At 46.1% G+C, this 12,968-nt stretch carries 9 protein-coding genes; 6 read left to right on the forward strand and 3 right to left on the reverse strand.

All coding sequences use genetic code 11. The features are described from left to right. Positions 1 to 396: 396 nt before the first annotated feature. Both gdhA and uspA read right to left on the reverse strand, forming a co-directional pair. A complete protein-coding gene (gene gdhA / locus Xbed_RS06890; protein ID WP_086112174.1) occupies positions 397 to 1,740 on the reverse strand; it encodes an NADP-specific glutamate dehydrogenase in 1,344 nt (447 codons plus the stop codon). A gap of 258 nt (positions 1,741 to 1,998) precedes the next feature. After that, positions 1,999 to 2,430: a universal stress protein UspA gene (uspA, locus tag Xbed_RS06895; RefSeq protein ID WP_086112175.1), complete on the reverse strand. Its 432-nt coding sequence runs from the start codon at positions 2,428 to 2,430 to the stop codon at positions 1,999 to 2,001. Positions 2,431 to 2,714: 284 nt separating this feature from the next. Here uspA and uspB point away from each other — a divergent pair, with 284 nt between their 5' ends. Beyond that, positions 2,715 to 3,044, forward strand: coding sequence for a universal stress protein UspB (gene uspB / locus Xbed_RS06900; protein ID WP_086112176.1), 330 nt, complete (start codon positions 2,715 to 2,717; stop codon positions 3,042 to 3,044). Between the two features lie 97 nt (positions 3,045 to 3,141). On the opposite strand, the gene pitA is transcribed toward uspB, so the two are convergent. Continuing rightward, positions 3,142 to 4,632, reverse strand: coding sequence for an inorganic phosphate transporter PitA (gene pitA, locus Xbed_RS06905; protein ID WP_086112177.1), 1,491 nt, complete (start codon positions 4,630 to 4,632; stop codon positions 3,142 to 3,144). Positions 4,633 to 4,931: 299 nt separating this feature from the next. On the opposite strand from pitA, the gene Xbed_RS06910 reads away from it, so the two are divergent. The 5 genes from Xbed_RS06910 (at position 4,932) to Xbed_RS06930 (ending at position 12,684) form a co-directional block, all read left to right on the forward strand. Continuing rightward, positions 4,932 to 6,137: a BaiN/RdsA family NAD(P)/FAD-dependent oxidoreductase gene (locus tag Xbed_RS06910; protein ID WP_086112178.1), complete on the forward strand. Its 1,206-nt coding sequence runs from the start codon at positions 4,932 to 4,934 to the stop codon at positions 6,135 to 6,137. A 744-nt stretch (positions 6,138 to 6,881) separates the two neighbouring features. Continuing rightward, positions 6,882 to 8,012, forward strand: a complete 1,131-nt coding sequence (locus Xbed_RS06915) for a LuxE/PaaK family acyltransferase (protein ID WP_086112179.1) — start codon at positions 6,882 to 6,884, stop codon at positions 8,010 to 8,012. A gap of 1 nt (position 8,013) precedes the next feature. Continuing rightward, positions 8,014 to 10,485, forward strand: coding sequence for an acyl-CoA reductase (locus Xbed_RS06920; protein WP_086112180.1), 2,472 nt, complete (start codon positions 8,014 to 8,016; stop codon positions 10,483 to 10,485). 15 nt (positions 10,486 to 10,500) lie between these two features. After that, a complete protein-coding gene (locus Xbed_RS06925) occupies positions 10,501 to 11,745 on the forward strand; it encodes a phenylacetate--CoA ligase family protein (RefSeq protein ID WP_086112181.1) in 1,245 nt (414 codons plus the stop codon). Between the two features lie 12 nt (positions 11,746 to 11,757). Further along, a complete protein-coding gene (locus Xbed_RS06930) occupies positions 11,758 to 12,684 on the forward strand; it encodes a GNAT family N-acetyltransferase (RefSeq protein ID WP_086112182.1) in 927 nt (308 codons plus the stop codon). The last annotated feature ends 284 nt before the right edge of the window (positions 12,685 to 12,968 follow it).

A 12,968-nucleotide genomic window follows, 5' to 3' on the forward strand; every position in this document is an offset into this window, starting at 1 on the left:
TCTTTAGCAAAAATGGCGGTTGACACAGTCTGAATCCAATATTGTACCGGATTCAGACCGGTTAACTTAATTTTCTATTACTGCATTGTCTAAGCAATGATTGTTTAAAACGAAAATAAAGAGCAGTAACCATTTTTGTTTTTTATATAAAATTGAAATTCTTAATAAAAAGGATCAGAACAAGCATTATTTATAGTGAAAATCATTTCATTTTTAATGCTAACCAGGTGAATTAATATCATTGAAATTTAAATTAAAAATTTCATATTTTGATTAAGCAGAATTCTATCCAAACTGACCGCACTGTTCAGTAATTTCACGGCCTCAAGCCCCACATTCTTATGGGGCTATCCGTATTTCTTATTTCTTATTTCTTATTTCTTATTTCTTACCGAATTACACAATGCCCTGCGATAACATGGCATCCGCCACTTTGACAAAGCCAGCGATATTCGCGCCCTGTACGTAGTTGATGTGTTTCCCTTCGCCGCCATATTCCACACAAGATTGATGGATATCGAGCATGATGTGATGCAAGCGAATATCCACTTTCTCCGCTTTCCAACTCAGGCGCGCTGCGTTCTGTGCCATCTCCAGACCGGAAGTTGCCACGCCGCCTGCATTGGCGGCTTTACCCGGTGCAAACAAAACACCCGCTTTAAGGAAAGCCTCAGTCGCCGCAATGGTCGCCGGCATGTTGGCACCTTCCGCAACGACTTTTACCCCCTGTTTAATTAATGTCTTCGCGGCTTCCAGATCCAGCTCATTCTGGGTCGCACAAGGCAAAGCAATATCAACAGGAATTGACCACGGTGCTTGGTCTTTAAGGAAAGTGAGTCCTCGCTCTTTCGCATACTCTTCTACACGGCCATATCGCTGGTTTTTAATTTCTGCAAGATGAGCCAGTTTTTCTGGTGTAAAACCCGTTTCATCCAGCACTGTACCGCCTGAGTCCGAAGCCGTAACCACTTTTGCTCCCAACGCCATACATTTTTCGATGGTATATTGCGCGACGTTTCCCGCACCGGATACAGATACCCGCATACCTTCCAACGCCATGCCGTGGCGTTTTAACATCTCATGGGTAAAATAAACCAGACCATATCCTGTGGCTTCAGGACGGATCAGACTTCCACCAAATGACAGCCCCTTGCCCGTGAAAACACAGGCCGTATTGTTGGATAATTTTTTCATCATGCCCGCCATAAAGCCGACTTCACGACTCCCCACGCCAATATCACCGGCTGGCACATCGGTATCAGGCCCCAAATGACGATAAAGTTCGGTCATTAATGCCTGACAGAATCGCATAATTTCGCCGTGGCTTTTTCCTTTGGGATCGAAATCAGAGCCGCCTTTTCCGCCTCCCATTGGCAGCGTTGTCAGCGCGTTCTTCAAGGTCTGTTCAAAGCCCAGGAATTTCAGGATAGAAAGGTTCACGGAAGGATGAAAACGCATCCCGCCTTTAAATGGACCAATGGCAGCACTAAACTGAACCCGCCATGCCCGGTTAACCTGTACTTTTCCTTGATCATCCACCCAGCAGACGCGGAATTGGATAATCCTTTCCGGTTCGACCAGACGCTCCAACAGCCCCTGCTCACAATATTGCGGGTTTTGCTGAAGAAAAGGCCAGAGAGAGGTCAACACTTCTCGTACTGCCTGTAGGTATTCTGGTTGATGCGGATTGCGGGATTGAACCGAATCGAGAAATGTGACTAAAGATGATGAAACATTCATTTAGGGCTTCCTTTGTGTCATTCAGAAGTGATGACCCCCAGCCATTTTCCATATTATTTTTTGTCGAAAATGTGAGGTAATTACGGTTTGCTTTCTGAATATAGCACTGTTTTACTCTTAAATTTCAACAACTATTTTTTGTAGGTTTCTCTAAAAATAACTTTGACAATTTCTAAAGCAGTTTCATCCTCTTTTCTGAGGGCAAAAAAATCGCCTGCATGAGCAGGCGATTTTATAGAATAAAATTTCAACCGAAGATTATTCTTCGTCACGCAAAGGCACGATCAACATATCAACATGAACGGTGTTAATAAGCTGGCGAGCTGAAGACATCAACTTACTCCAAAAATCCTGATGGTGACCACATACCACTAAATCCATATCGTATTGCTTGATGGCATCAACAAGGACTTGCCCTAAGTCACCACTGCCACTCAACGTTTCCTGAATAGGGTAACCTGCACTGGCAGACAACTCTTTCAGGGAATTGCGGGTTTCATCCGCGATACGTTCCTGCATATCGCCAAGATTAACGTCGATCAGGCCGGTATAAAGATCGGAGTAGTTCACATCAACATGGATCAGGGAAACTTTGGCGTTGTACGGTTTTGCCATTGATACCGCTTTTTCCACCAAGATCTGACTTTCTGGTGATAAATCAACCGCAACAAGAATATGTTTGTAAGCCATAAGAGCTCCTTCCATAACGTCGATTAAATGGATTGACAGCACTGAATGCCATGGTTCGATGTTTATACTATAACTGCTCGATACACCTTTCGAGTGTTGTTTTGATCACAACTTATTGTTTTTCTTTCTTACCTGAATCAATTTCCCTATTTTCAGTGATTCTTCAATACACTGGACACTGTATTTTTTTCTAAAATTTAATATAGTTATTATTCACATTAAAGTCTTTTCGGTTGATTTCTTCTTTCTGGCAGCACTTGCTACCGCGATAAATAGGAGGAAGTATGTTCAATGTTATTACCCTTTTTTGGGCAGTTTGCCTTATCTGCATGATTAACATGGCTCGCTACTTTTCTTCACTCCGAGCCCTCCTGTCAATCTTGCGCCAGTCAGACCCTATGCTGTATCAATCTGTTGATGGCAATGGTTTTTTTACCACCAATAGTCAATTCAATAAACAGATCCGGCTGGTGCGCTATATCAACTCGCAAAGTTATATCAACCACCACGATCCCGATGTCGTCTTGTTGTGTGAAAGGCTGAGGAAACAGTTTATATTGATGGAATTGTTGTTTGGGGTGGGTGTGGTATGCCTGATAACTATCGTCGTTTGAACTGGCTTTGAAAAATGAACGTGAACAAAAAAATGTCGGAAATAAAAAAGGGTTGGCTTACAGATACACCGTAGCCAACCCTTTTTTTAAGCTGTCATTAGATCAGTTTCAAGGCAATCCAATACAGAATACCTGACAATCCAATTGAAATAGGTAACGTCAATACCCACGCCAGCATGATATTTTTGATGGTCTTACTTTGAACACCGCCACCATCAACCAGCATCGTCCCCGCTACCGCAGAAGAAAGTACCTGTGTCGTGGAGACGGGCATTCCCGTATAACTGGCAACACCAATAGAAACTGCGGCTGTAACCTGAGCAGAAACGCCTTGGGCATACGTCATGCCTTTTTTGCCAATCTTCTCACCAATGGTCACCGCAACACGCTTCCAACCCACCATTGTCCCCAAAGACAGAGCCAACGCGACCGCAACGATGATCCACAACGGTGCATATTCCACAGTATTCAACAAATCTTTGCGCAGTTTATTCAGGAAACGAGCATCTTCAATACTGGTTTCCGGCAACTTGGCCACCGCGCTAGCTGTATCGGTGATGCACATCAGCATACGACGCATGTTGTTGCGTTGATCTGGCGTCAATTCATTGAAATTCTGGATATTCCCCAGCATGTTTTCAGCTTTGTTCAGCGTCACCAGAGAGCGTGAGCTATCACAATGGAACTGCATATCCAATTGATCATCCACGGAAGGGATGGCTGGAGCCAGCTCAATCGCATGAGCCAGTGCCGGGCCGTGCTGCCCATAATACTGCTGCAAATGGACAACGGCATCATGAGTACGGGCGATATCATAACTGGTTGAGTTCATATTGACGACGAAGCCCGCAGGCGCAACGCCAATCAGAACCAGCATGATCAAGCCAATACCTTTCTGACCATCATTCGCGCCGTGGGAGAAACTCACACCAACAGCGGAAAGGATCAGGGCGGTACGTGTCCAGAATGGGGGTTTGCGTTTTCCGTCCTGTTTTTCACGTTCAGCCGGCGTCATGTGGATACGGCGACGTTTTTTCGTACCGCTCCAATAGCGGCGCAGCAAAAACACCATCGCTCCGGCAATCACCAGACCAACCAGAGGAGACAGGATCAAGGACATGAAAATCTGTATCATCTTCGGAATATTCAACGCATCCACCACCGACGAGCTGGTCACTATCGCATTGGTCAAACCGATGCCGATAATAGAGCCAATCAACGTATGCGAACTAGATGCTGGAATGCCGAAATACCACGTACCTAAATTCCAGATAATCGCCGCCAGCAGCATGGAAAAAACCATGGCCAAACCGTGAGACGAACTGACATTGAGCAGAAGATCCGTAGGCAGCAGATGCACAATCGCATAAGCGACACTTAATCCACCAAGGAGAACACCCAAAAAGTTAAAAACCCCTGCCATGACAACGGCCAGTTGCGAACGCATCGCCCGGGTATAAATAACAGTTGCTACTGCGTTTGCGGTATCATGAAACCCATTGATGGCTTCATAGAAAAGCACAAACAACAGAGCAAGCACTAACATAAGGCCGGTATAAAATTCCAGGCCAGTGAACAGATGTAGCATAAACGTTAAGCCAGTTAGTAGGACATGAACGCGCGCATTATCAGTGACAAACGTTAGCGGGAAAAGAGAAATATGACCTTTTTTTGATTTAATGACAATAAAATGACCTGAAGATTCTTATATTTATCAAGTATATCAAATAGTTATTTAAAATTAATATTTTGATATTTTTTTGCTGAAAAATAACTTTTTGCAGCCAAAAATTAAACCAAATGCGTATTTTTCTCCGTAGTTCGTGAATACTACCCCCACAATGCGGTGATTTCTGATAAATAACCCAGCAAAAAAGAGACAGATGAATGGAACAGTTTGATGTAGTTATTATTGGTGCTGGCGCTGCGGGCTTGTTTTGTGCAGCTCAGGCAGGACAAGCCGGATTAAACGTACTGGTCGTGGATAATGGTAAAAAAGCGGGGCGCAAGATTTTGATGTCCGGAGGCGGGCGCTGTAATTTTACCAATATGTATACCGAACCTGCGGCATTCCTTTCTGCCAATCCCCATTTTTGTAAGTCAGCACTTGCTCGCTATACCCAATGGGATTTCCTTGACCTGGTGCAACGCTATGGCATCCCTTATCACGAAAAAACATTGGGTCAGCTTTTCTGCGATGAGTCAGCTCAACAAATCATAGATCTGCTTTTAAAAGAGTGCGAAATAGGACGTGTCACTATTCGATTGCGGAGTGAAGTTACTCATGTAGAGAAGAAAGAACCGGGTTTTGTGATTACGGCATCAGGAAAAGAAGTAAGTGCACACTCACTTGTTGTTGCCTCGGGTGGCCTATCCATGCCGGGCTTGGGGGCTTCTCCTTTGGGTTACCGCATTGCCGAACAATTTGGTCTCCATATCCTGCCTACCCGTGCGGCGTTAGTTCCCTTTACCCTGCACAAACCTCTATTGGAACAACTGCAAACCCTCTCTGGTGTCGCAGTTCCTTCCGTTGTCACCGCAAAAGAAGGCACCGTATTCAGGGAAAATATTCTGTTTACCCATCGTGGTCTTTCCGGCCCGGCTATTTTGCAGATTTCCAGCTATTGGCAGCCTGGTGAGTATGTGAGTATTAACTTACTTCCTGATACAGATTTGGTACGTTTTCTGGATCAAGAACAGGAATCCCATCCTAACCAAAGTCTGAAAAACACACTGGCTAAACTACTGCCTAAGCGTTTGGTTGAATGTCTGCAATCTCTTGGACAATTGCCGGAGCTATCCCTGAAACAGTTTAATCTGGCACAGAAAAAAGCGCTGATCTCGACCCTGCAATGCTGGCAGGTGCAACCCAATGGTACAGAAGGTTATCGCACGGCGGAAGTGACCCTTGGCGGGGTGGACACGAATGAGTTGTCATCCAAAACGATGGAAGCCCATCAGGTTAAGGGGCTGTATTTTATTGGTGAAGTGGTCGATGTGACCGGCTGGCTCGGTGGATATAACTTTCAATGGGCGTGGAGTTCGGCATGGGCTTGTGCGCAGGCGTTGGTGGGTAGTGTGAAAAGACAATAAAGTTTACCCGTAAGCAATCAATTTCGCGAAAATCGCCTTCTGTTATCACAGTGTGATCGAATTTCACCAATGGATAGAAGACGTGTTTACCGGCCGTGTGGATTATCCATCCGCGCTGGAGAAACGACTGTGAGCGGTTTCAACCCTGATTTCAGTATGGTGACATGAAACCGCCGTTGTGGAATAGAAGATGAAGTGGACGAACAGTTTTTTATTGTACAAGTGTTTTTTCAGCTTACGGCGTCCTACCTAAAGAAAAACACCCATCTATTCCAAATCACCCCGCTATCTGGTCAAAATTATTTTCACAGCCAGTCAAATTTTGACGGCAACTGCATGTAACCCCCACACAATAACATAATAATAAATAATATCTCCCCCCTATCAAATAATGATTAAATGAAACACAAAGCATTATATAAATGATTTGATTGTTGCCTTGTGGTTTGAAATAATGCGCTCCGCAAACGCAGGACTGACATTGACTATAAAAACGTTAAAAAGCGCTAAAAAATAGCGAAAAATAGCTTATACCCAATAAAACCGTCTTACTTATTGTCAAAAAACAAAGCATCACACTCCAACAAAGCTCAAAGATTAAATAAAAACAGACACCTTTATTTATTATATTAAATAATAAATAAAGCCTATTAAAAATTATTACACCAATATAAAAACACCAAAATTAATTAATAAATTTAATTAAACACCCTCTATGGTTGTTATTAAAGAATGAGCCTTAACATGGAAAATTTACCTTACGTCAAAGCCCTGTGTGCTATCACACACCCATACCATGCTTGTGCCGAATATGATGCATTATTTGATGCAGCCATGCGTGAACTGACGCTATATCACTGTGAGCATACCCCTGGCTATAAGCAGTGGCTGGCAGATCATGGTTTGGATAAACAAGCGCTAATGACGCTGGATGATTGGTCAAACCTGCCGTTGCTATTTGCCAATTATTTCAAGCGTAATCTGATACTCAGTGATAGTGCACAAAATGCGCTGGAACTGACCTCCTCCGGCACAACCGGACAAAAAAGCCGTATGCGCTATGATGCTGAAAGTATTGCTGCTGCCCAGCATATGGTGGATTGTATTTTCGACTATTACGGTTGGAACACGCCGGATCAATCCTGTAACTATCTACTGCTTAGTTATGAGCCAGCGGGTGCCATTACTTTGGGGACGGCCTACACCGACCAGTTTTTGGCTAAATATGCGCCGGTAAATCGAGCTTATTATGCTTTACGCCATAATGGGCAAGGTAATGAATTCGACCCTTTCGGTACTATTACTGCCCTCCAGCAATTTGCTGAGGAGGGATTGCCGGTACGCATTTTCGGCTTTCCTGCTTTTCTCTGGTTTACCCTGCAAAGAATGGAGCAGATGCGGCTCCCGGCCCTGAAATTACATCCGGAGTCATTGGTTTTTCTTGGTGGAGGCTGGAAGACACATGCCGATAAATCCATCCCTAAACACGAGCTGTATCAACGTCTGACGGAACAACTGGGTATTCCTGATATTCGCTGTCGCGATGGTTATGGTTCGGTGGAACATCCGGTGCCTTATGTTGAATGCTCCCACCATCATTTTCATGTTCCAGTCTATGCCCGGGCTTACGTGCGTCATACCGCCAATTTATCGTGCCAGCCTTATGGAGAACCGGGTTTCCTGCACCTGATATCGCCTTATATCACTTCCTGTCCCGCCCATAGCATTGTCACCAATGATCTCGCCGTGCTGCATTCCGGTCATAACTGTGGCTGTGAACTGGACACGGACTGGTTTGAACTGCTGGGTCGTGCCGGCACCAGTAAGAATCGGAGTTGTGCTATCGCTGCTTCAGAATTGATTAAGAGATCTTGATATGTCTTCCATAAATACCGTTTCCACAAATACTGCTTCCATAAATACTGCTTCCATAAATACCATGAACAAGAATAATCCGGTTTCTCCAGAGCCATTGGCAGGGCAAAAAATCGCAGAATTACGCAGGCGGTTACCAGAGCTGCTGGCACGTCCCCATACCTCCGGGCAGGTGCTGGATTGTGCACAACGCTTTGCTGATTATCTGTCCACACAGGATGATCATCCCCTGTTTGATGCTCAGGCCCGAACAGCACTGATCGCATTCTGCCAACGCAATGCGCTGGAAACGAAACTGGAGCGGGAACTCGGACAAAATGCGTTTTCGCTGCGGCGGTTCGATTATAACCAGAATCGCTATGAGGCTTGGAAACCATTGGGATTGGTCGTCCATATTACGCCTTCCAATGCTGAGCTACTGCCTTTTATGGCCGTAATAGAAAGTTTGTTGGTCGGTAACATCAACTGGTTACGCCCCAGCAGCAGCGATAAAGGCTTTAGTTCACAACTGTTGGCGGAATTTCTGGCGCACGATATTTCAGGTGATTTAGCTGATCGGGTCGCGGTATTACCGTTGCCCGTCACGCAACTGGCTGAATTACTGAGTCAGGCTGATGCGGTTTCTGCCTGGGGCAGCGATGCGTCTCTGGCCTCCATTCGAGCCCAACTACCAACAGGTTGTCGCTGGATAGATTGGGGACACCGCATCAGTTTCGCCTGGTTACGTCCTGACGCCATTGATGATACTCAGTTAGATGCGTTGGCTGATGATATCTGCCGTCATGATCAGCAGGCTTGTTCCAGCCCGCAATGTTTGCTGGTCGATAGTGATGATCCTGACGTTTTGCGGCATATCGGCCAACGCATGGCCGTCGCCTTACAGCGCCGCTCAGGATTACATCCGGCACTGCAACCGGATATTCAGGAATTCGCTGAAATGACGACTCAAGCCGCTTTTCAGCAACTCGATTTCGCCTTTACGCAGGTGCGTGGTGAAGTCTGGCAAGCGGATGGATGGCGGGTGATATGGCGACATGAAGAAGAACTGGCCACTTCCCCGCTGTTCCGCACGTTGCAGGTACGACCGGCGCCACGTCAACGGCTGTGCTCTATTTTGCAGCCTTGGCGTCATTATCTGCAAAGCTGTGCCTTGATGACTCATCAGGAAGATATCACCGGGATGAGCCATGTGCTGTTCGCCGCAGGAATTAGCCGTATCACTCCTGCAGGTCAGATGCATGATGGCTATAGTGGGGAGCCACACGATGGCGTTTATGCACTATCGCGCTTGACGAAACGAGTTTCTGTCAGCCTTGCCCCCGGCTTAATGGCAGGCTGTGCCCACCTTGATATTCCGCCATCTCGTCCGTATGGGTTGGAAAATCTGCCTGTCATGACTAAAACCGATTTTCATGCGCTGGTTGCGAATGAAAAAGCCCGTCTGTTTTTCCGCAGTGGTGGCAGTAGCGGTGAACCCAAACTGGCCGCATACAGTTACCATGATTATCACAGGCAAATGCAGGCAGCCGCCGATGGCGTATTCGCGTCAGGGATTGAGCCAGCATCTGATCGGGTTATGAACCTGTTATATGGCGGGAAATTGTACGGTGGAATGATGAGCTTTTTCACCATTCTGGATAAATTGGGGGTGGCTCAATATCCAATGGGTGGCCCAGCCGATAATGATTTCAGCGAAATCGCCGATTTCATCGTACAACAACGTATCAATACGCTGGTGGGCATGCCAAGTACGTTACATCGGTTATTTCTGAATGAGGAAACCAAGCTACGTCAATATGGTGGCATTCGTAAGCTGTTTTCTGGTGGTGAACACCTGAACATGAGCCAACGTACTTTTTTGACCAGTTTTGGCGTTACCCTGATACGTTCAGCCATTTATGGTTCCGTGGATGCCGGCCCCGTCGGTCATGGGTGTGCCGCCAGCGAGGACGGCGTGTTCCATTTAATGGCCGATACCCAATGGCTGGAAATCCTCAATGTCGATAATGACCAACCCGTCGCAGAGGGTGAAACCGGTCGCCTGATATTTACTTCCCGACATCGTGAGGCCCAACCTATCCAACGTTATGATTTAGGCGATCTGGGTTGCTGGGTGAATCAACCTTGTTCTTGTGGCCTGTCTTCACCCCGCTTCCGCCTGATGGGACGTAACGGCGCTCTGTTACGTATCGGGAGTATTTTCTTCAATCTGGCAGATTTGTCTGAAACGCTGGCATTACCCGTGCAATGGCTAATCGAGCATGACAGTGACGGTATCGATAACATTCAACTATGGGTTGACTATTCCGATCCCGACACCGTGCGTCAGCGTTTATTACAGGATGCAAAAATCGCAGAAGTGGTTAACGGAAATTTACTGAATTTAGAGGTTATTTCTGTTTCAGCAACAGAGTTCCGCCGCAATGCACACAGCGGAAAATCACCATTATTTATTGATTTGCGTAAATATTAATGGAGTAAAATTAAAATGAGAACCCGTACCGCATTAATTAATTTGCTCCAGCATACACGCGAGCATTCTGCGTATTATCAGGCACTCTACCAGTCGGTTCCTGAGAACTGGACGCTAAAAGATTTACCACTGGTAGAACCCAGTACTTACTGGGCACATTCAAACGATTTACCGACATGGCCAGTACTGACGGCGCCACTGGAAGGAGGTCATGTCTATAAAACCGGGGGATCAACCAGCGATGGGCGTTTGTCGGTTTTCAGTCAACAGGAGTGGAAAGCGTTCATCCATTCCTTTGGGCAAGGCATTGCCCGTCAGTTGAAGCCGGGAGATCGCATCGCTAACTTATTCTTTGCCGGCGATCTGTACACCAGCTTTATCTTTATTCACGGCGCATTGTCGAATGCGCCACTTCCCATATTGGAATTTCCCTTCACCAGCAAGGTTGAAGATGAATTACTCCTTAGCCATATCCAGCAACATAACATCAATGTGCTGGCGGGTGTCCCCGCCCAGTTAATCCGCCTTGCTCACTATCTGAAAGAGACCGGACAAACTTTGCCGATGGTGGAGACGATCCTTTACGGTGGAGAGAGTCTGTTTGATTCACAGGTCGCTATCATGCGACACGTTTTTCCTCATGCCCGTTTGGGATCGATAGGCTGTGCCAGTGTTGATGCCGGTTTGATCGGCTTCGCTGATCCTGAATGTCAGCAAGGAGAGCACCGGGTATTTGAGGACGACACGATTATCGAGATTGTGGATGAAATCACTCACCAACCCATCACGACGCCGGGTCAATGCGGCCTGCTGGTTGTCACTAATCTACAACGCCAACTGATGCCCGTGATCCGCTACCCTACCGGCGATATGGCTTGCTGGTGTGAACCAGAACAGGCATACCGCAAGTTCGCCCTGCAGGGACGCGCCAACCAAGGCTACCGAATTCGGGTTGGCACCCTGTCATTGTTCCCTGATGATCTAGCGGCACAGCTATCACAGCAGCCGGAACTTCTGGCCTGGCAATTGGAACTCAGTCAGGAGGCAGGACAGGACAAAATCAGACTGTTGGTAGCAAGCCTTCAAACTATCGACATTGACAAGATACGCCATAGGGTACTGACGGCCTTCCCCAATCTGGATAAGACTTGTGTCCATCAAAGTCTGTTGGAGATCGTTCAAACCAATATCGATGGAATGTATACGCATCCACGATCAGGCAAGTTGCAACGAGTTGTGGATCTGCGTAGCTATAATTAAGGGTTTAAATCGATGACTATCTTCCCTTCCGCTATTCAGATTAGAGGCTACCAGTCGGGTGATGATAAAAAAATCAGCCAATTATTCCGTGACGTTTACGGCGACTCGTATGTCTATCCTGATATTTATCTGCCAAGACTCATTGATGATAACCAAATCTCTGGGCAATGGTATTCAGCTTTAGCATTCCACCAAGGACGGCTCATTGGTCATGCTTCACTGGTTAAAGATTCCGTGCAGCAAAACCATGCGGAACTTGCACTTATCGCCGTCTATCCCGATTTTCAGGGTCATGGCGTGGCTAAATCCCTGGGCGGTTATTTATGCCGTTATGCAAAAGAGCAGAGTTATAATTTATTGACGATAAAACAGGTCTGTTCGCATCCGAAAAGCCAGTATATCGCCCGGAATTTAGGCTTTTATTCGACAGCACTGATGCTGGATTATGTCGATTCCCCCTTTGGGCGGCCTGAGCCTGAAAGCATCGTTCAGGGTATTTTACCGCTGAAATCACTGCCATTGCCTAAACTGAACTGGCCACAACTCTGGCGAAACTGGGTCACCCAGATAAGCCAGTATGTGGGTGAATCATCACCCAGTGCCCCGCCGTCATATCGGCGTTTCTTTGCCTCAGAACCGTTCACCATTAAAAAATCCGGTCGGCGTTTGGAAATCACACTCTACGACGTTCATTCTGACTTTCTATCGGAAGTCATCGATTTTCCCACCGGGCAGTTAATCTATTTAAAACTGCCCGCTATTGAAGCGTCTCTGGGATTTTACTCATTGTTGAAAAAAGGGGGATTCCGGTTCGCAGGATTATGTCCCGATACCCATGATGGATGGTTTTTACTGTGGCTACGGGGCTATCAATTAACGCCATATCAGTTCTATGACTCAGGAACACAACACCTCTACCAAATGGAGCTGGGGGTATAATAAATGAGCACACCCCAAAATTTGCTAAAAAAACACTTTACAAATGATATTGAGAACGATTATCATTCTTAACACTTTCAGTGCACCACCTTCAGGGTCCATGTGAAAGTACGACATTGCTCACATTGCTTCCAGTGTTTACTTTTATAGGCCAACTTAATGTTGGCTTTTTTTTTGCCTGTGTCCCGTCCTAAATAAAGTTGACACTTTCCTTCATCTCTTTAGGAGAGTGTTATGAAATCAGAAAGTAAACGCACTCAGCGTGATTATTCATTGGCTTTTAA

The organism is Xenorhabdus beddingii, assembly GCF_002127545.1.
Classification (GTDB): domain Bacteria; phylum Pseudomonadota; class Gammaproteobacteria; order Enterobacterales; family Enterobacteriaceae; genus Xenorhabdus; species Xenorhabdus beddingii.